This window comes from Streptomyces sp. NPDC057939 (assembly GCF_042887545.1).
Lineage (GTDB): Bacteria > Actinomycetota > Actinomycetes > Streptomycetales > Streptomycetaceae > Streptomyces.
On sequence record NZ_JBHVPG010000020.1, the window covers coordinates 112,320 to 136,458 of the forward strand.

Below are 24,139 nucleotides of genomic sequence, written 5' to 3' on the forward strand. Positions count from 1 at the left end.
GCTCTGTTTCTAGCCGCTCGGAAGACGGCTGGGCTGCGGGCATGGCCGCTCCTGTCCGCGTTCACTCGGGTGGCGGGGAAAGGGGGTGGGCGGGTGCGCCGTGCGTGTACCGCGCGTACCCGCAGAGCCCTGCCCCACGCACACCCCGTCCAATCCGCGCCGTTGGTTAACTACTCGTACGTAGTGGCACGTGGCGCACAAAGGACCGGATGCCCGGCTGTTGATGCTCCGTCAAGTCAAGGAGGAACAAGCGATGTACGGCGAAACGGTGCCTGTCCCATCCGTCCCACCCGCCCCTGGGGTGGCGCCGTCGCGAGGCGGGGAGGTGGCGCCGCAACCGGTGTTCGCGCTGCCGTGCGGCATGGTGCTGCGCCCCTGGCGGGACACGGACGCGCAGGTCCTGGCGTCGGCGTACGAGGATCCCGACATCCGGCACTGGAACCGGACCGAGCCGATGACACCGACCGGGGCCGTCGAGCGGATCGAGCGGTGGGCGCGGCGGTGGGACGCGGGGGAGGCGGCGGCCTGGGCGGTGGCGCACCCCGACGAGGACGGAGCCGAGGGTGCGGCGGTGGGCCTCGTCGGTTTGGCCGACATCGATCGGTCCGGCGCGAGCGCGGAGTTCCTCTACTGGCTGCTGCCGGCCGGACGCGGTCGGGGCGCGGTGGGGCAGGCCGTGACGGCCGTTTCCCGATGGGCGTTCGAGGAGTGCCGTCTGCACCGGCTGCGGATATGTCACTCGGTCGGCAACCCCGCGTCCTGCGCCGTCGCGGTCAAGGCCGGCTTCCCGCTGGAGGGCACCATGCGCGGCGCCCTCCTGCACGCCGACGGTTGGCACGACGAGCACCTCCACGCCCGGCTCGCCACCGACGCCTGACCGGACGCCTGACCGGAGCCCGGGCCGGACGTCGGGGAGGTCGGACGGGGCGCCGGACCGGACGTCGGACCGGACTCCGTCCGGGCCGTCGCGGCCGGGGCGGACGGACAGATTCCGCCGGCGGGCGCCCGCCCCGTGCCCGGCCGGGCCGCAGGCGCGACAATGCCTGGCATGGGTCCGATGGAGCAGCAGGAATATCCCCTCGTACGGCGCCTGCACGCGCCCGACCCCCGGATGCGCGAGGCCGCCGCGCGGGACGCGGCCGCCACCCTGTGGGGGCCGGAAGCGGAACGGGTCCTGGCCGCCGCGTTGGTGGGCGCCGCCCGCGAGGAGGAGGACCCCGCCGCGCTGGCCGCGCAGCTGGCGGCCCTGCCCTCCGTGGAGACCGGCCTGGACGACACCGACCTGGGCCGACTCGCCGTCATGCCGTCGCCGCCCCCGGTGCTGACCCGGTTGCTCGCCCGCGCGGGCCGGCTCCAGGTGTCCGGACCCGTGGAGCCCCTCGGCGCCGGCACCCGGGCCGTCGTGCGCTGCCTGCGCGGCATACCGCGCACCGGCCTGAGCCTGCGCACCCCCCTCGGGGCCTGGGTGGTGCTGGAGCGCATCGAGTCCTACGGCCGGGCCGCCGACCGGCTGGACACCGGCGCCTCGGCGCGGGTGCTGCTCTCGGGTCCCGGCGCGCGCGCCCTGGGGGAGTGGGACCGGCTCGAAGCCGACCCCCGGGCCAGGGAGTACGTACGCCTGCTGCGGGCGCCCGACTCACGGGTCCGGGAACTGGCCGCCGCCGGGGCCGCCGACTGGCCCGACTCCTGGGACCCCGAGACCGGCGCCCTGCTGTGCGCCGCCCTGGCCCGCGCCGCCGCGCGCGAGCCGGACGCGTCCGCGCTGGAGACCGAACTGGGCGCCCTGCTCCAACTCGCCCGCTTCCTGTCGCCGCCGGCCCGCGCCGCCCTGCGCGCACTGGACCGCACGACCCTGCCCCCGACGCTGCGCCCCGGCCTGGACGCCCTCCTGACATCCGACGGCCCCGCGCACTGACCGCCGCGCGGCCCGCGGCCCGAAGGGCGGGATGGTCCGGGGCGGGGTTCGCCGCTAGCCTTCCGGGGGCGATGCGCGGGTGCACAGCGTGGTGCGGCCGCTCCGATCCGTAATCCCCTGCGAAGGTGGAACACGTGAAGGCTATCCGTCGATTCACCGTGCGCCCCGTCCTCCCCGAACCCCTCGTTCCGCTCGCCGAACTCGCGCGCAACCTGCGCTGGTCCTGGCATACGGAAACCCGCGAACTCTTCCAATCCGTCGACCCCGAAGGCTGGCAGGCCGCCGGCGGCGATCCCGTCCGGCTGCTCGGCGCCGTGCCCGCGGCCCGCCTCGCGGAACTCGCCGCCGACCGGCGGTTCCTGCGCCGGCTCGCCGTCGCCGTGGCCGACCTCGATGACTACCTCCACGGCGGGAGGTGGTACCAGAGCCAGGAGAACGTGGCCGACCTGCCCGCCGGGATCGCCTACTTCTCCCCCGAGTTCGGGATCACCGCCGCCCTCCCCCAGTACTCCGGCGGGCTCGGGATCCTCGCCGGCGACCACCTCAAGGCCGCCAGCGACCTCGGCGTCCCCCTCATCGGTGTCGGACTCCTCTACCGCCACGGGTACTTCCGCCAGTCCCTGTCCCGTGACGGCTGGCAGCAGGAGCACTACCCGGTCCTGGATCCCAACGAACTGCCCGTCTCGCTCCTCCGCGAGGAGGACGGCGCCCCCGCCCGGGTCTCGCTCACCCTGCCCGGCGGCCGCTCCCTGCACGCCCACGTCTGGCAGGCCCGCGTCGGCCGGGTCCCGCTGCTGCTCCTCGACTCCGACGTCGAGGACAACGACGCCGTCGCCCGCGAGGTGACCGACCGCCTCTACGGAGGAGGCAGCGACCACCGGTTGCTCCAGGAGATGCTGCTGGGGATCGGCGGCGTGCGCGCGGTGCGCACGTACTGCCGGATCACCGGGCACCCGGACCCGGAGGTGTTCCACACCAACGAGGGACACGCCGGCTTCCTCGGGCTCGAACGCATAAGGGAACTGGAAGGGGAGCGCGGCCTCGGCTTCGACGCCGCCGTCGAAGCCGTCCGCGCCGGGACGGTGTTCACCACCCACACCCCCGTCCCGGCCGGCATCGACCGCTTCGAGCGGGGCCTGGTCGCCCGGCACTTCGGCGAGGCCGCCGAACTGGCCGGCGTACCGGTCGACCGGATCCTGGAACTCGGCGCGGAGTCGTACCCGGGCGGCGATCCCGGGGTGTTCAACATGGCCGTCATGGGACTGCGCCTCGCCCAGCGGGCCAACGGCGTCTCCACCCTCCACGGGGCGGTCAGCCGGGGCATGTTCGCCGGGCTCTGGCCGGGCTTCGACCCCGTCGACGTACCCATCGCGTCCGTGACCAACGGGGTGCACGCCCCCACCTGGGTCGCCCCCGAGGTCATGCGGCTCGGCGCCCGCCAGATCGGTTCCGGGCGCACCGAGGACGCCCTCGCCGTCGGCGGCTCCGCCCGCTGGGACGCCGTCGCGCAGATCGCCGACCAGGACGTGTGGGACGTGCGCCGGGTGCTGCGCGAACAACTGGTCCAGGAGGTACGGGACCGGCTGCGCGCCTCCTGGAAGCAGCGCGGGGCCGCGGACGCGGAACTGGGCTGGGTGGACTCCGTCCTCGACCCGGACGTGCTGACCATCGGCTTCGCCCGGCGCGTGCCGTCGTACAAGCGGCTCACGCTGATGCTGCGCGACCCCGAGCGGCTGCGCCGGTTGCTGCTGGACCCGGACCGGCCCGTGCAGATCGTCGTCGCGGGCAAGGCGCACCCGGCGGACGACGGCGGGAAGCGGCTCGTCCAGGAGCTGGTGCGGTTCTCGGACGACCCGCGGGTGCGCCACCGCATCGTCTTCCTGCCGGACTACGGCATGGCCATGGCGCAGAAGCTCTACCCGGGCTGCGACGTCTGGCTGAACAACCCGCTGCGTCCGCTGGAGGCCTGCGGGACCAGCGGGATGAAGGCGGCGCTCAACGGCTGCCTCAACCTCTCCGTCCTGGACGGCTGGTGGGACGAGTGGTTCGAGCCCGACTTCGGCTGGGCCATCCCCACCGCCGACGGACTCGGCACGGACGAGGAGCGGCGCGACGACCTGGAGGCCGGCGCGCTCTACGAGCTGATCGAGAACCGGGTCGCCCCCCGGTTCTACGACCGGACCGGGCGTACGGGGCTGCCCGTGCGGTGGATCGAGATGGTCCGGCGCACCCTGGTGTCCCTGGGGCCGAAGGTGCTCGCGGGACGCATGGTCCGTGAGTACGTGGAGCGGCTCTACACCCCGGCCGCCCGTTCGCACCGCGCCCTGACCGCGGACGCGGCACGGGACCTGGCCTGGTGGAAGGGTAGGGTCCGGGCGGCCTGGCCGCGGGTCGCCGTCGAGCACGTGGAGGCCGTCGCGGCGGCGCCCGTCGGGGGCACCGCCGAACTGGGGGCCACCCTCACGCTGCGGGTCCGGGTGGCGCTCGACTCGCTGGCGCCCGAGGACGTGGAGGTGCAGGCCGTCGCGGGCCGGGTCGACGCGCAGGACGTGATCCGGGACGGGCGGAGCTTCCCGCTCAAGCCCGCCGCCGGCCCCGACCTGGAGGGACGGTGGGTCTACGAGGGTCCGCTCGCCCTCGACCGGACGGGCCCCTTCGGTTACACCGTGCGGGTGCTGCCGTCGCATCCGCTGCTGGCCTCCCCGGCCGAGCTCGGGCTGGTGGCGGCCCCGGTGAACACCGAGGTCCCGGGCGGTGTCGTGCTGCGCTGAGGCGCGGTCCCGCTCACCCGTTCCGCCCCGTCCCGCGACCGCGGGGCGGGGCGGTGGGCCGTACGGACGCGGGTCACTCCGGGAGGCGCCCCGGGAGGGTGAACCATCGAACACGTTGCTTATGCGGAATCGTTTCTGCAAAGAGATCCGCTCCTACGTTGTCTCGCGGATGCCGACAGCCAGGCATCCGTGGAACCCCGAGAAACGGATCCCCACATGCGTCTACGCACCACAGCCACCGTGCTGTTCGCGAGCCTCGCGCTCGTGCTTCCCACCGCGGGCCAGGCGATGGCCGGCGACCGGCACGACCGCGACTCCCTCGGCGAACTGCACTACTGGTACGCCGATGAGGAGGGCGACGTACACCGCAGGTCGATCGAACCCGCCGACAACGACACGTGCTACCAACTGCCGGGCACGCGCAACCACCCGGCCTTCAAGGTGGCGAACGACACCGACTCCCTCGCGCTGGTCTTCCCGAACCGCAGCTGCGGGGGTGAGCCCCAGGAGGTGCTGGAGCCGGGCGACACGGCGCGGAACCTGAACGTCCGCTCCGTGTACTTCAAGCCGACCGACGAGCACGGCCACCACGGGGGCCGCCAGGACGGCCGCCACGACAACGACGACGACAACGAGGACTCCGGCCACTACGACGAGGACGACCTCTTCCGGTCGGCCTTCCGCAACTTCGGCTGATCGCCGCGCCTGAGCGCACGCCGTAGCAGCACGAGGGCCCGGCACTCCCGTGGGTGCCGGGCTCCCGCGCGTCCGCCGCCGCGCCGGTCCTACGGTCGCGCCCCCGGCTCCAGCCACCGCACCACGTCCGCCGCCGTATAGGGGGAGGCGTCGGGGGAGAGCCGGGGCAGGAACGACAGGTCCTTGCCGATCGTCACCAGCGGGGGTTCGCTCCGCCCGCCCGGCCGCCGCTGCGCGAGGCCGATGGTGGCGAGCAGACCGTTGCACAGGCACTGCTTGCCCTCGGTGTCCGCCGGGTCCCCGCCCTTGCGGACGTACGCGGCCACCGGCTCGGCCGCGCACCGGTACACGAGCCCGCGCGGACCCCGGACGGGGGTGCGCAGGAATCCCAGGTCGCAGACCCGGCGCCGGGCGGCGGCCACTTCGGGCTCGGAAACGGTGCCGGGCAGTCGGGCCACCTTGAACGGGAACGCGGTGGGGGAGGCCCCCGGGTCGTTGCGGACCGTCAGGGTTCCGTCGTGGGCGCGGCCGAGCAGTTCCTCGCGCAGCCCGCGGGCCATCCCCGACTCCTCGCACAGCGCGAAGGCGCTGCCGATCTGGACACCGGCGGCCCCGGCGGCCCGGGCGGCGGCCACCGCCTCGGGGGAGGCCTGTCCGCCCGCGAGCCAGAACGGCAACCCGAGCGCGGCCATCCTGGCGAGGTCGGGGTCGTCCCGCGGCCCGTAGAGGGGCTCGCCCGCCGCGTCCAGGGTCATCGGCCCGCGCGGCGGGGCGCTGTGCCCGCCGGCCCGACTGGTTTCGATCACGAAGCCGTCGGGGCGGGTGGCCTCGTCCCGGGCCAGGTAGGCGGCGAGCACCGGCAGCGACACGATGGCCAGGACCTCCGGGCGGCGCAGAGGGCCGGGCAGGTGCCCGGCGAGCAGTGCCCGCGGGTCGAAGAGCTGCTCCAGGGGCTCCTCCTGATCCACGACGGAGACGCGGGTCACGCAGGGTTCGCAGCGCGCCAATCGGGTGGCGAGGGTCGGGATCTGACCGGGGACTCCCGCGCCCACGAGCACGTGGTCGACGCCTGCCAGGATCGCGCCGAACATCGCGGGGGCGGTGGCCAGCTGGATCTTCTCCAGGTAGTTGATGCCGATGACACCATCGTGTCCCTCCTTGGCGAGCCAGACCTCGACGAAGTTGCCGAGGACGGTGAGGACCTCCGCCGGGGACCCGCCGGCCGCGCGCAGGCGCGGGGTGGTCCGCATCGGGGTGCGGTCGTCGGGCAGGCCCTCCTCACGGAACCAGCAGTCGAGGGCGGCCTGCGCGAGCTCCGGCAGCGGGAAGGCGGCCAGGGCGCGGCGGGCGTGACCGCCCGGGTCGCCGGTCTGCAGGACGCGGGCCAGTACGACGTCCAGCGCGGTGCCGGACACCACGCCCAGTTGCCCGGTCACGGATACCGCCCGGGCGAGCCGCCACCCGGAGACGCCGACGCCCATGCCGCCCTGGATCAGCCAGGGGCGCTGCGCGGGGGGAGCGTTCGTAGGGCTCTGGGGCATGGCGCACGTCCTCGGAATCACTCGAACCTACGGTTCCGTAGGTTCGCCGGACTCCACTATCCCCCCGCCGTCGTACCGCTCGGCAGCGCCGAAGGTCCCCGGCGTCGGGGGCAGCAGGTCCCGTGCGGAGCGGGTCGGGTGGACGTGGACGACAGGCCGTAGGGTCGGGCGCATGGGGGACGGGATCGACGACATCGACTGGGCCGAACTGGAACACGCCTACGGTCAGGCGGACGACGTGCCCGACCTGCTGCGGGCGGCCGGCTCGGCGGACGCCGGCACGCGGGAGGAGGCGTCGCAGGAGCTGTTCTCCTCGCTCTGCCACCAGGGGAGCGTCTACTCGGCGACGGCCGCGGCCGTGCCCTTCCTCGCGCGCCTCGTCACCGACGGGCCCGGTCACCGGCTGCCGCTGCTGTGGCTGCTGCACGCCGCCGCCGACGGGGCGGGACGCGAGCACCGGCGGGTGCGCCGGGCGGTGGCCACCGCGCTGCCACCCCTGCTGGGCCTGACGGCGGACGAGGACCCGGAGGTCCGGCGCGCGATGGTGTGGATCGTCGCCGCCTGCGAGGAGGCCTCCCTGCCGCTGCTCCCGCTGTTGCGGGCCCGGATGGAGGAGGAACGGGACGCCGGAGTACGGGCCGACCTCGTCACCGCCCTCGGCCTGCTCGACGTCTCGCCCGCCGCCGCGGCCGCACGCAACCGGGCCCTGCTGTCCGCGCCGGAACCCGCGGTGCGCAGGGCGGCGGTGACGGACCTGCTGCGCACGGCCCCGCTGCCGCTGCCGACGGACCTGGTGGAATCCGCGATCGACGCCCACGGCGCGGCGCCCGTCGAGGAGTACGGCCACCCTTGGCCCGACGCCCACCGGCCGCTCGTGGACCGGCTGCTGGACGATCCCGACGCGGCGCTCCGGGCGGTGGAGCGGGGATTGCCGCTGGCCGCGGCGCTCACCGAGCAGTGGCGCGACCGGGAACGGGACGTACTGCCGTGGCTCGCCGCGACGGCGAAGGACGCGGAGGACCTGCGCCGGGTGGCGCGCGTCGCCGCCGCGCTCGACGGAGGCGGGCCCGCGCCGTGGCTGGACCCCCACCTGCGCTCCGAGGACCCCGCCGTGCGGGTGGCGGCGACGCACGCCGCGGTGCGGCTGCGGGTGCCGGGGGCCGTCGCCCTCGTCCTGCGGTTGATGGACGAACTGCCGCGCGAGGCGGCCGAACTCCCGCTCACGCCCCTCGGCGCGCCGGGCACGATCGTGTCCGTCGTGGTGGACGTCTTCGGCCCGGACGCCGAGCCGGTGGCGCGGCGGGTCGCGGACCGGCCCCGCGCCGAGTGGGTGGACGCCCTGCGGGGGTTCCCTGCGCTCGCGGCCGGCCGGGTGGACGAACTCGTACGCCTCCTGCCCGCCTCGGCCGGGGTGCTGGGGGCGCTGGGCGCGGCGGGAGGACCCGCCTCTGCGCGCGCCCTGCGGGCCCGGGCCGAGACCGGCGACCTGGACGCGGCCACGGCGCTGGTCCGCGTCACGGGCGAGGCGGGGCCCGCGGTGGACGCGGTACGGGGCCTGCCGGATGCGGTGGCGCGGCGCCGGGCGGCCGTCCGGGTGGCGGGCGAAATCGGCCCGGCCGCCAAGGCGCTGCTGCCGCTGGTGGAGGAGCGGCTGGGGGCGCCGGAGCGGGAGGGCCGGGCGGACGCGGCCGCCGCCGTCTGGCGCGTCACGGGCCGCAGGCACGACACGGCCCCGGTGATCGCGCGCCAACTCGTCCGCCGGGGCGCCCTGCACGCACCGAGCCCGGAGGCGCTGCGCGCACTGACGGAGATGCGGATGCTGCCGGCGGAGGCCCGGTCCGCGGTGGAGCACATCGCCACCTCGCCGCGCCGCGTCCACCGCGCCCTGCTGTGCGACGGTACGCCGCACCCGGACCTGGAGGTGAGGGCCCTGGCCCGGGTGCTGTTGGCCCTGACCGGCCGCCGGGCGTAGCCGGCCGGCGGCACCGCGCCCGCCACCGGCACGGGTCACCGGCGGGCCGCGGTCCAGCGGTCGACGCGTGCCCGGCCCTCGGCGCCGTCGGGCAATGGAACAGGGCCGCCCGGGGAGGTCTGCTCCCGGGCGGCCCCGTGATCTGACGGTTCAGCTCTGGTTCACGTCCGACCCCGCGGGGGTCAGAAGGTGAGCTTCCAGCTGTCGATCTTGCCGGTGTCGAGGCTCGCGAGGTCCGCGACACGGAGCTTCCAGACACCCTGGGCGACCTCGGAGGAGGCGTTCACGGTGAAGCTCTGGATGATGTTGTCCGCGCTGCCGCCGGTGCGGTTGCGCAGGTTGTAGACGGAACCGTCGGGGGCGACCAGGTCGACCTTCAGGTCACCGACGTAGGTGTGGAGGATGTTGACGTCCACCTTGAGGGCGCTGGACGCGTTCCCCGTGCGGTTCACCGTGATCGGCGACTCGACCGTGGAGTTGTCCGCGATCGCGTAGTCGGTCGTGTTCTCGAACACGCTCGGCTGCGAGGTGCCGACGGTCCAGGTGAAGGCCGCCGTGCCGGTCTTGGCCTGCGAGTCGGTCACCGTGACGGTCACGTTGGACGTGCCCGCCGTGGAGGCCGTGCCCGAGATCAGGCCGGTGGAGGAGTTGATCGACAGGCCGGCCGGCAGGCCGGTCGCCGCGTAGCTCAGCGCACCCGGGTTCGTGCTGTTCGCCTGGATCTGCAGGCTCACCGCGCTGCCCGTGACGGTGTTCTGGTTGCCGGGGTTGGTGACCGTCACGCCGTTGGCGATGCGGGCACCGACGGCGACGCCGGCCCAGGCGTTGGCCACGTTGTTGTACGTGGTCGAGCCCTGGCCGTACAGGTCGGCGGCGGCCTGGAGGGTGGCGGTGCGGGCGGCGGCGTAGTTCGTGTTCGACTTGAAGTAGCCGACCGTCAGCGCGCGGAACCAGATCTTCGAGGCGGCGTCACGGCCGATCGCGGTGACGGGCTGGCCGTCCGCGGTCGGGGAGTCGTAGCTGACCCCGTTGACCACCTTGGCGCCCGAGCCCTCGGAGGCCAGGTAGTACCAGTGGTTGGCCGGACCCGAGGAGTAGTGGACGTCGATGCCGCCCAGACCCGAGTACCAGGAGTCCTTGGACGAGCCGTCCTTGCTCGGCTTGTCCATGTAGCGCAGCGGGGTGCCGTTGCCGCGGATGTCGATCTTCTCGCCGACCAGGTAGTCGCCGACGTCCTGCGGGTTGTTGGCGTAGAACTCGACGGCCGCCGCGAAGATGTCGGAGGTCGCCTCGTTCAGGCCGCCGGGCTCACCGCTGTAGGTCATGTTGCCGGTGACCGAGGTGAGGCCGTGGGTCATCTCGTGCGCCGCGACGTCGGTGGAGGTGAGCGGCTTGGCGTTGCCGTCACCGTCGCCGTACGTCATGCAGAAGCAGGAGTCGTCCCAGAAGGCGTTCACGTAGTTGTTGCCGTAGTGGACCCGGCTGTACGGCGAGACGCCGTCGTTGCGCAGGCCGTTGCGGCCGTGGACGTTCTTGTAGTAGTCCCACGTCACCTGGGCGCCGTAGTGCGCGTCGGCGGCGGCGGTCTCCAGGTTGGAGGCCGCGCCGTTGCCCCAGACGTCATCGGTGCCCGAGAAGAGGGTGCCGGTGCCGGAGGTGCCCCGGTTGAGGTTGTTGGTCTTGTGGTTGCCGCGGGTGGCGTCGGTCAGCGTGTAGTTGCTGCCCGACTGCGAGGTCCCGAGCGTCACCTGGCCGCTGTACATGGTGTTGCCGGTGCCGGTCTCGATGGCCTGCCACTCGGTGATCTTCGCGCCGGTCTTGGCGTTGGTCACCACGTGCAGCTCGTTCGGGGTGCCGTCGTGCTGGAGCCCGCCGACGACGGTCTCGAACGCGAGGACCGGGGCGCCCTCGGCCGCCCAGATCACCTTGCGGGCGCTCTTGGAGGCCTTGGCCTCCTTCGAGCCCTCGGCGTTGGCGGCGGAGACGGCCTGGCTCTCGGCGGCCGCCGGCGTGACCGAGGCGCTGGTGTCCGCGACCTTGATCTCGTGGTTGGTGGCCTTGGTGATGCTCTTGGTGACACCGCCCTTGGCGTGGACGGTGAGGTCACCACCGAGCACGGGCAGGCCGTCGTAGGTCCGCTCGTACGAGGTGTGCGTGGTGCCGTCCGCGTCCTTGACGACGTCGCGGACGACCAGCTTCTCGCCGGAGCCGAGGCCCAGGGCCTTGGCCGCCTGCACGGTGGTGGAGTTGGCCTCGGCAAGGAGCGTCGCACGCTCCGAAGCGCTGAGTTTGAGGTTGGCCGCGCCCGGGTTGGGCTGGGCGGCCGAGCTGGCCTGCGACGCGGTGGCGTCGGCGGTGGCACTGCCGGCCTGTATGCCTACGGCGAGCAGTGCTGCCGCGGCGACGAGCGCTCCGGCCGCGGTGGCACGCCTCTGGGGGGTGGGACTCAACGCAGACTCCTTCTGCAAGGGGGGTTCCGGACGGCTGGGTAGGGCCTCCGGGCAGATCAGGGCTGGTGCGATGAACGGTCGAAGAGTGCCACCTGTGGGCCGTGATGTCAGGGCCGCGTCAAAAGGTTGGCTGGAAACGGTTCGTTGTCCGAAGATACGTATCCGGTATCCGGACCATTCACCTTCGCGTGCGAAGGGGGTGTCCAATATGCGGAGTGGTTGATACCGGTTTCTAACACTTGGGCAACGAGAGCTCTCGTTAACGCAAACGGCATTTACCGTACGGGTGTTTGTCGTACTGTTTCCCGGTGCGACAGTCGCTCGTTGCCAGGGGAAGCCGCGGGCACGCGCCAACGTCATAGACCACGTGCCAGGGGGGCCCATGAGGCATGTCCATTTTCCTGCGCAAAGGGTGGCCAGAGCAGTCTCCGAGTCGGATGGGCCGGCAACCGCCCCGGTACGGCGGCTCGGTGACAAGGCCCGCTGGTACCTGCCCGCCGCAGTCACCGCCGACTTCCTCGGCGCCGCCGTGCCCGTCGGCCTCGTCTTCGAGGCCGCGCAGCAGGCCCGGCCCGTGTACTGCGCCCTCGGCGCCGCCCTGGCGTGGACCGGCGTGCAGGCGCTGAGGCGCCGTTACACCTCCCGCGTGCTCGGAGAATCCCGAGGGGTCCTGCCCGTCCTCCATGACTGGCTGATTCTCATCGGGGTGCTCGCCGTGGCCCGGGTGGTGACGGGCGAGAGCACCCCGCGACTGGCGGCCCTCGGGGCGCTGCTGCCGGCGCTGCTCATCACCGTCGCCTGCCACAAGCTCACCTACCGCCACCTCACGGCGGCCCGCCGCGAGGCGCACGCCGTCAGCCGGGTCCTGGTGGTCGGGGAACCCGAGGCGGCCGAGCACGTCATCGCCCACCTCGCCGCCCGTACCGACCACCCGTACGTCGTCGTCGGCGTGGTGCCCGTCGGCGCCGGCGCCCTGACCAGCGGAACACCCGTCGCCGCGCGGCTCGACGACGGGATGTCCGAGGCGCCGAACGGCGACTCCGCCGCCGTGCTCGGTGCCGTCCGCAGCCACCAGGCCGACCTCGTGCTCGTCGCGCCCGGCGTGCGGATCGCGGGGGAACGGCTGCGCCGCGTGGCGTGGGCCCTGCACGACGAGGGCCTCGAACTGGCGGTGTTCCCGGGACTGGTCGAGATATCCATCAAGCGGCTGGAGACCCTGTCCGCCGGCGGCCTCGCCGTGCTGCGGATCGCGCCGCCCGTGAGCCGCGGCGTGCAGCCCCTGCTCAAGTCGGCACTGGACCGCATCGGCGCGGGAGTCGGCCTGATACTGCTGTCACCGATGTTCCTCGCCGTCGTCCTGGCGATCCGGCTGGGCTCGCGCGGCCCCGCCTTCTACAGCCAGAACCGGATCGGCCGCGACGGCGAGCCCTTCGTCATGTGGAAGTTCCGCACGATGGTGGTGGACGCCGACAAGCTGAAGGCGGAGCTCTCCGGGGCCAACGAGAACGACGGCCTGATGTTCAAGATGCGCCGCGACCCCCGGGTGACCCGGGTGGGCCGGCTGCTGCGCCGCACCTCCATGGACGAACTGCCCCAGCTGCTGAACGTGCTGACCGGCAGCATGTCGCTGGTGGGCCCGCGCCCGCCGCTGCCCGAGGAAGTGGCGGAGTACGACGAGGTCGAGCTGCGCAGGCTCTCGGTGAGGCCCGGCATGACCGGTCTCTGGCAGATCAGCGGACGGTCCGACCTGTCCTGGGACGAAACGATTCAGCTTGATCTCCAGTACGTCGACAACTGGTCCTTCACCAGCGACGTCGACGTGATGGGCCGTACCCTCCGCGCCGTCGTCGACGGTCGCGGAGCGTACTGAGGGCCGTGGTGGAATCAGCTTTGGTCGAGCCACCAGCGGTACGTGGAGGCGATGCCGTCCCGCAGCGGGATGCCGGGCTTCCAACCCAGCGAGGTGAGGCGGCCGACGTCCAGCAGCTTGCGCGGCGTCCCGTCGGGCTTCGAGGTGTCCCAGGCGAGCTCGCCCCGGAAACCGGTCACCTCGGCGACCGTCTCGGCGAGGGCCTTGATGGTCAGGTCCTCGCCGCAGCCGATGTTCACGGGCTCGTCGCCGTCGTAGCGCTCCAACAGCACCGCGCAGGCGGCCGCGAGGTCGTCGACGTGGAGGAACTCGCGGCGCGGGGTGCCCGATCCCCACAGCGTCACCTGCTCGCGCCCCTCGGCCGCGGCCTCGTGGAAGCGGCGGATCAGCGCCGGCAGGACGTGCGAGGACTCCAGGTCGAAGTTGTCGCCCGGACCGTAGAGGTTCGTCGGCATGGCCGAGATGTACGAGGCCCCGTACTGCTTGCGGTACGACTGGACCTGCACGATGCCGGCGATCTTGGCGAGCGCGTACGCCTCGTTGGTGGGCTCCAGCGGACCGGTCAGCAGGGCGTCCTCGCTGATCGGCTGCGGGGCCAGCTTCGGGTAGATGCAGGACGACCCGAGGAACAGCAGGCGCCCGACGCCGGCCGCGTGCGACCCGGCGATGACGCTGAGCTGGATCTTGAGGTTGTCCTCCAGGAACTGCACCGGGTAGGTGCTGTTGGCCATGATGCCGCCGACCTTGGCGGCGGCCAGCACGACCGCGTCCGGGCGTACGTCCCTCAGGTAGGCCCCCGTCGCCGCGGCGTCGCGCAGGTCGAGGTCGGCCCGGCCCCGGGTGAGCACCTCGTGGCCGTCGGCGGTCAGCCGGCGGACGACCGCGGAACCGACGAGGCCGCGGTGGCCGGCGACGAAGACGCGGGCGTGCGGGGGCAGGAGCGGCAGCGAACTTGTCATACCGCCGATGATGCCAGTCCGCCGCCGCGGGTTTCCGCACGGTCCGGATCCGGTACCGCGGGACCTTGCCCCCGGCGCCCGCGGCCCACCTCCGGGAGGGCGGCCTCCGCCCGAGCCGTCGAGGGCGGAATCCGCCGCAAAGCCCGCCGCAACGGACGTGTACGGTACCCATCCAGCCCCGGGCCGCGGCCCGAACGCTCGGTGCGCCCCCCGCCGGGGCCCGACCCGCGCACACCCCGAGGCACAGCCTCACCACGACGAACAGCAACCACCACCAGGGGGACCCCATGGGCAAGACCGCACTGATCACCGGCGTCACCGGGCAGGACGGCTCGTACCTCGCAGAGCTCCTGCTCTCCAAGGGCTACACGGTGCACGGGCTCGTGCGGCGGTCCTCCAGCTTCAACACGGAGCGGATCGACCACATCTACCAGGACCCGCAGACCGCCAACCGGTCCTTCGTCCTGCACCACGCGGACCTCTCCGACGGCGTCGCCCTGGTGAACCTGCTGCGCGACATACGCCCCGACGAGGTCTACAACCTCGGCGCGCAGTCCCACGTCCGCGTCTCCTTCGACGCCCCCCTCTACACCGGCGACGTGACCGGCCTCGGCGCGCTGCGCCTGCTGGAGGCCATCCGGGCCAGCGGCGTCGACACCCGCATCTACCAGGCCTCGTCCTCGGAGATGTACGGCGCGACCCCGCCGCCGCAGAACGAGGGGACCCCGTTCCACCCGCGCAGCCCGTACGGCGCCGCGAAGGTCTTCGCGTACTGGACCACGGTGAACTACCGCGAGGCCTACGACATGTTCGCGGTCAACGGGATCCTCTTCAACCACGAGTCCCCGCGCCGCGGCGAGACCTTCGTGACCCGCAAGATCACCCGCGCGGTCGCCCGCATCAAGGCCGGTCTCCAGGACCACCTCTACCTCGGCAACCTCGACGCCGTCCGTGACTGGGGCTACGCGCCCGAGTACGTCGACGCGATGTGGCGGATGCTCCAGCAGGACGAGCCGACCGACTACGTGGTGGCGACCGGCGTCGCGGCCACCGTCCGTGAGTTCGTGGAGTCCTCCTTCACGCACGCCGGCCTCGACTGGAACGACCACGTGCGCTACGACCCCAAGTACGAGCGCCCCAGCGAGGTCGACGCCCTCATCGGCGACGCCTCCAAGGCCCAGGAGATCCTCGGCTGGAAGCCGTCGGTCCTGGTGCCCGAATTGGCCCGGATCATGGTGGACGCGGACATTCGTCAGGTCGAGGACCAACTGGCGGGCGTGACGGTCCGTATCGACCGCTGAGGGCTTATATTGCCCCTACGCTTTGCCGTGTCCCGGTCATTGCCGCGGTATTTCGTGGCCTGACCGGGGCAAACCTGCCGTATGTCCGAAGTGCACCCTCCTCGTGAACCTTGTTGATTCCAAGTTGGTATGCAATGGGTCAAGTGAGGTGACCGGGCCCTCGCGTGAGCCCTAGTCTGCGCCAGTACATATGGCTGTTCGGATAATTTCAGCCATCAAACCGGGCGATTGCCCTGGGGGGCTCATGCGTAGATCCAGAGGGCTGACTGCTGCCCTCGTCCTGTCACTGGCCGGCACCGGCGCCGGCATAGGCCTGGTGCTGATGCCCGAGGCGTCGGCCATCACGCCGCCGGTGGCATTCACGGCCGACGAACTGCCCACCTGGCAGCCGAACGGCATCGTCTTTGCGATGGACCAGGCGAACGGAACCGTCTTCGCCGGCGGTACCTTCTCGGCGGTCAACCCGCCCGCGGGCGCCGGTAGCGGCACCGAGCAGGAAGCCGTGAACTTCGTGGCGCTCGACGCCGCCACGGGCAACCCGACCTCCTGCAAGCTGGCCTTCACGGTCGGCGAAGGCACCGCCACCGTGCGGGCCCTGGTCGTCTCGAAGGACAAGAAGACCCTGTACGCGGGCGGCTACTTCGGCGCCGTCAACGGGACCCCGGTCTCCAGCGTCGCGGCGATCGACATCGAGAGCTGCACCCCCAAGGCCTCGTTCCACCCGAGCTTCCCCGCCACCGTGCGCGCGCTCGCCGTCACGGACGACACCCTGTACGCGGGCGGCGACTTCAACACCGTCGAGGGCCAGACCCGCGAGCGGTTCGCCGCGGTCGACGCCTCCTCCGGTGCGCTGAAGCCCTTCGTCGCCAACGCCGACGAGCCGGGCCGCGCCATCGAGATCAGCAACGACGGCAAGAACGTCCTGCTCGGCGGTGACTTCTTCTCGGTCAACAACGCGAACTCGCACGCGCTGGCCGTCGTCAACGCCACCACTGGCGCGGTCACCAAGACCTACAACAACATCCCCTCGAACTCGGTCGTGAAGGACATCTCGGCCGACGCGACGGGCTACTACACGGGCAACGAGGGCTCCGGCGGCGGCGTCTTCGACGGCCGCATCGGCCTGAACCCCGACTTCAGCGAGAAGTGGCGCGACCGCTGCCTCGGCGCGACCCAGTACGTCCTGCCGTACGACGGAGTCCTGTACAGCTCCTCGCACGCGCACGACTGCTCCACCGAGCTGGAGTTCCCCGACGGCAAGCGGAACTTCCTGCTGGCCCAGCGGACCGACCACGAAGGCGTCGCCCCCGCGCCCGTGGACGGCTTCGTGCGCGGCCCGCGCAAGCTCGGCTGGCACCCCAACGCCAACGACGGCATCGGCGAGGGCATCGGCCCGCGCGTCATGTCCGTCGCGGAGAAGAACGACGTCAAGTACATGTGGGTCGGCGGTGAGTTCACGCTCATCAACGGCGAGCCGCAGCAGGGCCTGACCCGCTTCGCCTCCACCGGTGACGTCGGCGCGCCGACCACCCCGGTCGCCAGCGCCTCCAGCGTCAAGCCCGGCGAGGCCCAGGTCCGCTGGCGCACCAGCTACGACCAGGACGACAGCAAGCTGACCTACCGGATCTACCGGAACGGCTCGGGCACCCCGATCGCCACGGTCAACGCCGACTCCCTGGAGTTCGAGCGCCCGCAGGCCTCCTGGAACGACACCACGGTCAAGGCCGGACAGGCCTACACCTACCGCGTGACCGCCACCGACGCCGCCGGCAACACCAGCGCCCTGTCGGCGAACGTCTCCGTGACGATCCCGACCTCGGTCCAGGCCTACCCGGACAAGGTCCGCAGCGACGGCGCCCAGCTGTACTGGCGCTACGACGACACCGTCAGCCCGTACGTCGCCGACTCCTCCAACGGCGGCAACACCAGCGGCATCCAGGTCAACGCCCCGACCCTGCGCCAGACCCCCGGCGCCGTCACCGGCTCCAGCACGGCCATGGGCTTCAACGGCACCAGCCAGCAGGTGTACAGCGACCACCGCCAGTCGGTCGGAGCCACCTACACCATCGAGACGTGGTTCAAGACGAACACCACGCGCGGCGGCAAGCTGATCGGCTTCGGCAACAACACGGTCAACAGCAGCGGCTCGTACGACAAGCAGATCTACATGACCAACACCGGTCGTCTGATCTTCGGCGTCTACAACGGCTCGACCCGCACCATCTCCACCGGTCTCTTCGAGACGTACAACGACAACAAGTGGCACCACGTCGTCGGTACGCAGGGCCCCGGCGGCATGACGCTGTACGTGGACGGTCAGAACAAGGGCACCAACAGCGCCACGAACTCCACCCCGTACGCCGGTTACTGGCACGTCGGCGGTGACAACCTCGGAAGCTGGCCGACCCGCCCGACGAGCAACTTCTTCGCCGGTCAGATCGACGAGACGGCCGTCTACCCGACGGTCCTCACCCAGGCACAGGTCAAGGGTCACTTCGACCTCGCCAAGGCGCCCACCGACACGGTCTCCAAGGTCGTCACGTCCGAGGACACCTACATCAACCAGGGCGCCCCGAACGCCGCCTACGGCACGTCCACCTCGCTCGCGGTGCGCGGCACCTCGGCGTACGAGACGTACCTGCGCTTCACCCTCCCGGCCGCACCGTCCGGGCAGGTCCTGAAGGCCGCCTCGCTCCAGTTCAAGACCAGCTCGCAGGCGGGTGCCGGCACCGCCGACACCGTGTCCGTGGTCCCGGTCACCGGCACCTGGAGCGGCGCGGGCACGACGTTCAACACCAAGCCCACCCTCGGCACCACCCCGCTCGGCAGCATCGCGGGCGTGCCGGACGGCTCGGCCATCCAGAGCGTCGAGCTGGACACCGCCGCGGTCTCCTCGCTGCTCGGCACCAGCGCCGGCCTGGGCCTGACGAGCACGGGCACCGACCCGATGTGGATCTGGTCCTCGGAGTCGACGGCCGCGGACGCCGCCCCGCAGCTGATCCTCACCTTCGGCCCGAAGTAACCGCCGAGTGCGGACGGGGCCCGGCCACCGCTGGTGACGCCGGGCCCCGTCCGCCTCTCCACCCCGAGTACCCAGTAAGTACGGGAGCCACCTGATGTACCGACGCTCCGCAGCGGCTGCTGTTCTGCTGGCCGCCGCCCTGACGCTGACCGCCTGCTCCTCCGACGACGGCAAGGCCGACGCCGGGGCCGCGGTCAAGCCGAAGCCGCCGGCCTCCTCCTCGGTCCCCGACCCGGCGGACGCCTCACCGACGCCCTCCGGGCCGGCCGCGTCCGTGGCCCCCGACGCCAAGCCGACGGGCCCCGTCGTGCCGGACCCGAAGCTCACCCCGAAGACGGGCAGCTTCAAGGACAACGAGAAGAAGTACCTCAGCGGCCGGGTCCCCGAGAAGATGGACCCGGCGGCCGTCCTGCAGACCGGCGAGGAAGCCTGCCAGCGGGTGGAGCGCACCGCGAAGCGGGACAAGGACGCGGCGACCGCGGCCATCATCTCCGGTGAGATCAAGGGCGCGAAGGACGCGATCACGCACCTGTGCCCCGAACAGAAGCCGGTGCTGACCGTCGCGGAGAAGGGCTTCGGCGACGGAACCCGCAACGCGCCCGCGGCGGGCACCTACCGGGCGCTGACCCAGGGCACCACCTGCACCTGGGAGGCGAAGGGCAAGGACGGCTCCGTCCTGGCCTCCGGGCCCGAGGCCCCGCCCAAGGCGGGCGACAGGATCACGGCCACCGTCCCGGGCGGCGCCGCCACGTTCAACTCCACGGGCTGCTTCGCCTGGATCCCGGCCTAGTCCGTACCCTCCGAGCTCCCGGCACCACCACGAGAACGCCGCCGAACCCGCAACACCCGGGCCACGGCGGCGTTTTCGTGCCCGCGTTCGGGGTACCCGCGCCGTCACACGACACAGCGGAGGCGAATCCTATGCGGGGCATCGGCGGTTGCATCGCCCTCATCGTGGTGGGGGCCATCCTCACCTTCGCGAGCGACTGGGAGCTGGAGAGCGTCAACCTCGACCTCGTCGGCCTGATCATGATGGCGGCCGGCTGCGTCGGCCTCGCCGTCTACGCGAGCGTCCTCAAACGCCGCCGCGCCACGGCCGCGTTCCCGGTCGTCGAGGAACGCCGGGACGTCATCTAGGGCCTGTCGTCGGACCCCGTCCGCCTCCGGGCGGCAACGGGACTTCGACGACAGGACCCGGGGCGCCGGCCGCACGGGCGGGCCGGCGGCCTCAGCGGCGCAGAGCCCCCTCGTACACCGGCAGGAGGGTGTCCAGTACCGCGTCCATCGAGAAGGAGGCGGCCGCCAGCTCGCGGGCCGCGTGGGACGCCTTGCGGTTGGTGTCGGGGTCGAGGAGGTCCAGGACCGCGTGGGCCACGCCCTCCGGGCCCGGGTCGACGGCGCGGCCGGCGCCCGCCGCCGCGATGTCGCGGGCCAGGCCGTTGGAGTGGGTCACCACGGAGGGCACGCCCACCGCGAGGGCCTCCAGGACCGACATCGGGAACGGCTCCTCGACGGACGGCAGGACGTACACGTGGGCCCGCCGCAGCTCCGCCAGGACCTCGGCGCTCGACAGCGCCCCCGGCACCGTGAACCGCGCGTCCAGGCCGAGCGAGTCGATCCGGGCCCGGACGGCCGCCAGCTCGCCCTCGTCGGGTCCCGCCACCACGAACTGCGCCTCCGGGTGGGCCGCGAGCACCGCCGGGGCGGCGTCGACGAAGTCCACCGGCCGCTTGCGGGCCTGGAGCCGCGCCGAGTACAGGATCCGAGGCGGTCCGTCGAGCGGCGGCCGCTCCTCCTGCGCCGGAGTGCCGTTGACCAGCCGTACGGACCGCTCCAGCGGCGAGCCGACCACCGCGTCCAGCCCCTCCCGCTCGTGCGGGGTCAGGTACAGCACGGCGTCGGCACCGCGCAGCAGACGACGCACCGCCACCGCGTCCAGCACCTTGGCCAGCGCCTTGTCGCTCGGGTCGACCATCCCGTGCGTCTGGAGCACCAGCGGCTTGCCGGCGCGCAGCGCGGCCAGCGCCACCGGCAGGGTCACCAGGTCCCGGGCCAGGTGCACGTGCACCACGTCCGCCTCCCGGACCAGACGGCCCGCCGAGACCAGCAGGGCCGGCGAGGTCATCCCGCTGAAGCCGAGGGGCAGGATCCGCCGGGCCGGGAACAGCTTGGCCGGAACACCCTCCACGTCCGTGGGCCACGGCTCGGGGAAACCCTCGCCGAGCGCGAGCAGCCGGGCCTCGTGGCCCCGCGCGCGCAGCCCCTTGGCGAGGTTCAGCGCGACCCGTACCGGCCCGCCGAAGGCGTGCGAGGGGGAGTGCAGCGTAACCGCGTGCAGTACTTTCACTTCGGCTCCTCCACCGGGCGGCGGCGGCCGTCCTGGGTCTGCAGGGTCAGTTCCGGGAGGTCCTTGTGCACGACGGCGCCCGCGCCCGCCACCGCGCAGCGGCCCACGGTCACCCCGGCCAGCACGGTCGCCCGTACGGCCACCCACGCGCCGTCCTCGACGGTGATCGGGGCGTTGCGGTAGCGGAAGTCGGCGGCCCGGTGGTCGTGCGAACCGGTGCACAGCATCGACTCCTGCGACAGGCACACGTTCGCCCCGATGGTCACCGGCTCCAGGTTCAGCAACCAGGCGCCCTCGCCGATCCAGGTGTGGTCCCCGACGGTCAGCTTCCACGGCCACAGCACACGCACCTTGTGCCGGATCAGGACGCCCTCGCCGATCTTCGCCCCGAAGGCCCGCAGCAATGCCACGCGCAGCCGCGCCGGACAGAACCACGCCATGAACACCGTGTTCATCACGGCGAACCAGAGCGCCTGCGTCAGCAGCCCGCGCCCCTTGTCGTACCCGGCCAGCGTGAAGGCAGGAAGATCACGCACCAGTCGCCCCTCATCGTCCACCCCGACGCGCCTCCCCGGGCGCAGACCGCTCAGACTAGACTGCGCGCGGATCACGCACAGGGGTGGGGGCAACAGTGGCTACGGACATACGCAAGCCCACCGTCACGCCCGCGGCGCCCCCCGTCGAGGACGAATCCAAGTGGGGCAGGGTCACCACCCCGCGCACCCTGCTCTCCCGGGCCTTGTCCGTCCCGCTCGCCCTCGGCTTCACCGTCTTCCTGCCGTTCTTCGTCGCCGCCCAATCCGGCGCCGGCGCCCGCGACGCGGCCTTCTGGCTCCAGCTCCTGCTCGCCATGTACGCCGGTGCCCGGCTCTCGGCCATGGTCCTCACGAGCCGCCGCAAGCTGCTCCAGGGCTCCTTCTGGCTCTTCGTCTACATGGCCATGGGCGTGGCCCCCCTCGCCCAGGCCGTCCTCGGACAGGTGCCGACCCCGGTCGTCGGCCCGCGCTCCGACCTCACCGTCGCCGTCGGCCTCGTCCTGCTCGGCTGCACCGCCTTCGACGTCGGCGTCCTGCTGGCCCGCCACCGGCCCACCGGCCGCGCGGGCGGCTCGCAGAAGGAGGCGCGGCCGGTCATGGCCCACCGGCGCCGGCTCCAGCTCCTGACCGTCATCGCGTTCCTGTGCAGCGCCGCCTTCATCATGAAGCTGGGCGGCCCGGCCGTGTTCTTCTCCAGCCGGCAGGAGATCATCGCGGGCATCGAGGAGGCGGGCGTCTCCAACGGCGACGGCCAGGCCGGCCAGGCCCTGCTCCGCGGCTTCGGCACGGTGCCCGCGCTGCTCGCCCTGCTCCTGTACACGCGCTGGCTGATCACCTCGAAGTTCGCCCGCCGCAAGGTGTCGGTCATCGTGACCTGGGCCGCGCTCGCCGGGCTGAACCTGATCGTCAACAACCCGATCTCCAACCCGCGCTACTGGTTCCTCACGGTCATGTTCGCGCTGCTCTTCACCGTGTTCCCGGTGAGCGCCGCGATGTACCGCGTGGCCCTGTCCATGGCCGTGGTGATCGCCCTCCTCGTCTTCCCCTTCGCCGACCGCTTCCGCTACGACGAGAAGAACTACAAGCCGGTCGAGACGACCTCGTTCCTGGAGCCGATGGCGCTCAAGGACTACGACCAGGTCGGCATGTTCGCGAACACCATCACCTACTCCAACTCCGGGCCCGGCCACTTCTACGGCCGCCAGCTCGCCGGCTCCATCTTCTTCGCGGTGCCGCGCTCGGTCTGGCCCGGCAAGCCGCGTGACACGGGCGTGATGGTCGGCACGTGGATGGGCACCGTCAACACCAACCTCTCCTCCCCGATCTGGGCGGAGCTGTGGATCGACTTCGGCCCGCTCGGCATGGGCGCCGGACTGCTCGGCATGGGTTACGCCGCGGCCCGCGTGGACCGCCGCTACGCCAAGCGCGCCACCCGCCGCTCGCCACCGGGCAGCCTGATCTCCGTCGTCGTCCCGCTCGTCGCCGGCTACTCCTTCATCCTGCTGCGCGGTCCCCTGCTCCAGGCCTCGGGCCGGGTCGCCATCGCCGCGATGTGCCTCGCGCTCGTGGCCACGTACCGCACGGACAAGGGCACCACCCTGCGCTGACGCGCCGGGGGCCGCGGCCCGGCATCCCCGGGTCCGCCCCGCTCCACACGCGCTCCTGCGCCCGCCGCGCTGTCCGTACCTGCGCTGCCCGCTTCGCGCCGCACCATGCCGCCCCGCCCATGCCGCTCCGCTCGCCCGACACCCGCGAGCGGAGCTTCCGCATGTCCGGGCGCGGGCGGCGGTGACGCCTCCCGACCGCGCTCCCGACCGCCGATTCGAGCCCCGACGGACGCTTGCGGCCAGGGCCCCTTCAGGCCGGCCGGAACCCCTTGGAACGGCCCCTGACCAGCGGACATGATCGTGTCAACGGCCCGCGGGGGCCGGGGAACAACGGGTGGTGCGGCCGAAAAGCGCACCCCCGATCACCACACCGCTGCGCGTCCGCAGTACATCCACGTCTTCATCCCGGGGGATCCGTCATGCCCGCTCGCCGTCGTACGACCGCGCTCGCCTCGCTCACCGCCACCGTCGCCATCGGCGCGTCCGTCGCGCTCTCGCTGGGCACCACCTCGGCCTCGGCGGCCGGCGTGGCGACCTGGGACAAGGTCGCCCAGTGCGAGAGTTCGGGCAACTGGAGCATCAACAACGGCAACGGGTACTACGGCGGCCTCCAGTTCTCCGCGTCGACCTGGCGGGCCTTCGGCGGCACGGCGTACGCCGCGTACGCGCACCAGGCCACCAAGAAGCAGCAGATCCTGATAGCCGAGAAGGTCCTGGCCGTTCAGGGCCCGGGCGCCTGGCCGAGTTGCGGCCGCAGCCGGGGACTCGGCACCGACCACGCCGACCCCTACCCCGACGCCCCCACCCCGCCCGCCCCCGCGCAGTCCTGGAAGGCGCAGGTGCTCGTCGACTCCGGCAACGGCCTGCACCACGCGACGCGCTTCGCCGACGGCACCTGGACCCGCTTCGGCAACGTCGAGGGTGAGGCGGCCGCGGTACCCGGCGGCGTCCGCGCCGTCGCGGAAGCCGGCATCAACGGCGACACGCACGTCCTGGCCGTCAGCAACGAGGGCAAGCTCTACCACACCGTCCGCAACGGGAACGGTTCATGGGGCACCTTCGGTGACGTGAACGCGGTGGCCGGTGCTTTGTCGAACGTGACGCAGGTGGCGGCGGCTTCGGTGGGTGCGGAGCTTCAGGTGGCCGTGGTGG

The 24,139-nt window shown here is 72.5% G+C and carries 17 protein-coding genes; 12 read left to right on the forward strand and 5 right to left on the reverse strand.

Translation table 11 applies throughout. From position 1 onward, the window contains the following. The first annotated feature begins 325 nt into the window (after positions 1 to 325). The 4 genes from ACFVS6_RS22250 (at position 326) to ACFVS6_RS22265 (ending at position 5,382) form a co-directional block, all read left to right on the forward strand. Positions 326 to 877, forward strand: a complete 552-nt coding sequence (locus tag ACFVS6_RS22250) for a GNAT family N-acetyltransferase (protein ID WP_389706159.1) — start codon at positions 326 to 328, stop codon at positions 875 to 877. Between the two features lie 171 nt (positions 878 to 1,048). After that, positions 1,049 to 1,915, forward strand: coding sequence for a hypothetical protein (locus tag ACFVS6_RS22255; protein WP_389706161.1), 867 nt, complete (start codon positions 1,049 to 1,051; stop codon positions 1,913 to 1,915). 134 nt (positions 1,916 to 2,049) lie between these two features. Continuing rightward, entirely contained in the window at positions 2,050 to 4,686 is a 2,637-nt protein-coding gene (gene glgP / locus ACFVS6_RS22260; RefSeq protein WP_389706163.1) for an alpha-glucan family phosphorylase, read from the forward strand. Between the two features lie 216 nt (positions 4,687 to 4,902). After that, positions 4,903 to 5,382 carry a hypothetical protein gene (locus ACFVS6_RS22265; RefSeq protein ID WP_389706165.1) on the forward strand — a complete coding sequence of 160 codons (480 nt, stop codon included), beginning with the start codon at positions 4,903 to 4,905 and terminating at the stop codon, positions 5,380 to 5,382. A gap of 89 nt (positions 5,383 to 5,471) precedes the next feature. Here the strand turns inward: ACFVS6_RS22265 and ACFVS6_RS22270 are convergent, their stop codons facing one another. Next, positions 5,472 to 6,923 (reverse strand): nitronate monooxygenase, encoded by a 1,452-nt coding sequence (locus ACFVS6_RS22270; RefSeq protein ID WP_389706167.1) that lies wholly within the window; start codon positions 6,921 to 6,923, stop codon positions 5,472 to 5,474. Positions 6,924 to 7,095: 172 nt separating this feature from the next. Between ACFVS6_RS22270 and ACFVS6_RS22275 the strand changes: the two genes are divergently transcribed. After that, the gene (locus ACFVS6_RS22275) at positions 7,096 to 8,895 is read left to right on the forward strand and encodes a hypothetical protein (protein ID WP_389706169.1); all 1,800 of its coding nucleotides are present in this window, start codon (positions 7,096 to 7,098) and stop codon (positions 8,893 to 8,895) included. A gap of 182 nt (positions 8,896 to 9,077) precedes the next feature. On the opposite strand, the gene ACFVS6_RS22280 is transcribed toward ACFVS6_RS22275, so the two are convergent. Continuing rightward, positions 9,078 to 11,345 (reverse strand): M4 family metallopeptidase, encoded by a 2,268-nt coding sequence (locus tag ACFVS6_RS22280; RefSeq protein WP_389706171.1) that lies wholly within the window; start codon positions 11,343 to 11,345, stop codon positions 9,078 to 9,080. A 382-nt stretch (positions 11,346 to 11,727) separates the two neighbouring features. Between ACFVS6_RS22280 and ACFVS6_RS22285 the strand changes: the two genes are divergently transcribed. After that, entirely contained in the window at positions 11,728 to 13,215 is a 1,488-nt protein-coding gene (locus ACFVS6_RS22285) for a sugar transferase (RefSeq protein ID WP_389706173.1), read from the forward strand. A gap of 14 nt (positions 13,216 to 13,229) precedes the next feature. Here the strand turns inward: ACFVS6_RS22285 and ACFVS6_RS22290 are convergent, their stop codons facing one another. Further along, positions 13,230 to 14,174 carry a GDP-L-fucose synthase family protein gene (locus ACFVS6_RS22290; RefSeq protein ID WP_389706175.1) on the reverse strand — a complete coding sequence of 315 codons (945 nt, stop codon included), beginning with the start codon at positions 14,172 to 14,174 and terminating at the stop codon, positions 13,230 to 13,232. A gap of 287 nt (positions 14,175 to 14,461) precedes the next feature. Here ACFVS6_RS22290 and gmd point away from each other — a divergent pair, with 287 nt between their 5' ends. The 4 genes from gmd (at position 14,462) to ACFVS6_RS22310 (ending at position 19,634) form a co-directional block, all read left to right on the forward strand. After that, a complete protein-coding gene (gene gmd / locus ACFVS6_RS22295) occupies positions 14,462 to 15,475 on the forward strand; it encodes a GDP-mannose 4,6-dehydratase (protein WP_281210800.1) in 1,014 nt (337 codons plus the stop codon). 244 nt (positions 15,476 to 15,719) lie between these two features. Beyond that, the gene (locus ACFVS6_RS22300; RefSeq protein ID WP_389706176.1) at positions 15,720 to 18,497 is read left to right on the forward strand and encodes a LamG-like jellyroll fold domain-containing protein; all 2,778 of its coding nucleotides are present in this window, start codon (positions 15,720 to 15,722) and stop codon (positions 18,495 to 18,497) included. 94 nt (positions 18,498 to 18,591) lie between these two features. Then, positions 18,592 to 19,287, forward strand: a complete 696-nt coding sequence (locus ACFVS6_RS22305; protein ID WP_389706178.1) for a hypothetical protein — start codon at positions 18,592 to 18,594, stop codon at positions 19,285 to 19,287. Between the two features lie 131 nt (positions 19,288 to 19,418). Further along, entirely contained in the window at positions 19,419 to 19,634 is a 216-nt protein-coding gene (locus ACFVS6_RS22310) for a DUF6458 family protein (protein ID WP_281210803.1), read from the forward strand. Between the two features lie 91 nt (positions 19,635 to 19,725). On the opposite strand, the gene ACFVS6_RS22315 is transcribed toward ACFVS6_RS22310, so the two are convergent. Together ACFVS6_RS22315 and ACFVS6_RS22320 are read right to left on the reverse strand one after the other, a co-directional pair. After that, positions 19,726 to 20,844, reverse strand: a complete 1,119-nt coding sequence (locus tag ACFVS6_RS22315) for a glycosyltransferase (RefSeq protein WP_389706180.1) — start codon at positions 20,842 to 20,844, stop codon at positions 19,726 to 19,728. Continuing rightward, positions 20,841 to 21,380: a WcaF family extracellular polysaccharide biosynthesis acetyltransferase gene (locus ACFVS6_RS22320; RefSeq protein WP_319192642.1), complete on the reverse strand. Its 540-nt coding sequence runs from the start codon at positions 21,378 to 21,380 to the stop codon at positions 20,841 to 20,843. The genes ACFVS6_RS22315 and ACFVS6_RS22320 overlap by 4 nt, the downstream gene beginning before the upstream one ends. 95 nt (positions 21,381 to 21,475) lie before the next feature. Between ACFVS6_RS22320 and ACFVS6_RS22325 the strand changes: the two genes are divergently transcribed. Next, entirely contained in the window at positions 21,476 to 22,987 is a 1,512-nt protein-coding gene (locus ACFVS6_RS22325) for a hypothetical protein (protein ID WP_389706182.1), read from the forward strand. 419 nt (positions 22,988 to 23,406) lie between these two features. Next, on the forward strand, positions 23,407 to 24,139 hold a 733-nt coding region (locus tag ACFVS6_RS22330), incomplete at its 3' end, for a transglycosylase family protein (protein WP_389706183.1).

What these genes read in the sequence shown, in the direction of transcription:
- ACFVS6_RS22255 (WP_389706161.1), top strand. Translation starts at nt 1,049, where the DNA reads ATGGGTCCGATGGAGCAGCAGGAATATCCCCTCGTACGGCGCCTGCAC.
- ACFVS6_RS22265 (WP_389706165.1), top strand. Translation starts at nt 4,903, where the DNA reads ATGCGTCTACGCACCACAGCCACCGTGCTGTTCGCGAGCCTCGCGCTC.
- ACFVS6_RS22270 (WP_389706167.1), bottom strand. Translation starts at nt 6,923, where the DNA reads ATGCCCCAGAGCCCTACGAACGCTCCCCCCGCGCAGCGCCCCTGGCTG.
- ACFVS6_RS22275 (WP_389706169.1), top strand. Translation starts at nt 7,096, where the DNA reads ATGGGGGACGGGATCGACGACATCGACTGGGCCGAACTGGAACACGCC.
- ACFVS6_RS22285 (WP_389706173.1), top strand. Translation starts at nt 11,728, where the DNA reads ATGAGGCATGTCCATTTTCCTGCGCAAAGGGTGGCCAGAGCAGTCTCC.
- ACFVS6_RS22290 (WP_389706175.1), bottom strand. Translation starts at nt 14,174, where the DNA reads ATGACAAGTTCGCTGCCGCTCCTGCCCCCGCACGCCCGCGTCTTCGTC.
- gmd (WP_281210800.1), top strand. Translation starts at nt 14,462, where the DNA reads ATGGGCAAGACCGCACTGATCACCGGCGTCACCGGGCAGGACGGCTCG.
- ACFVS6_RS22300 (WP_389706176.1), top strand. Translation starts at nt 15,720, where the DNA reads ATGCGTAGATCCAGAGGGCTGACTGCTGCCCTCGTCCTGTCACTGGCC.
- ACFVS6_RS22305 (WP_389706178.1), top strand. Translation starts at nt 18,592, where the DNA reads ATGTACCGACGCTCCGCAGCGGCTGCTGTTCTGCTGGCCGCCGCCCTG.
- ACFVS6_RS22310 (WP_281210803.1), top strand. Translation starts at nt 19,419, where the DNA reads ATGCGGGGCATCGGCGGTTGCATCGCCCTCATCGTGGTGGGGGCCATC.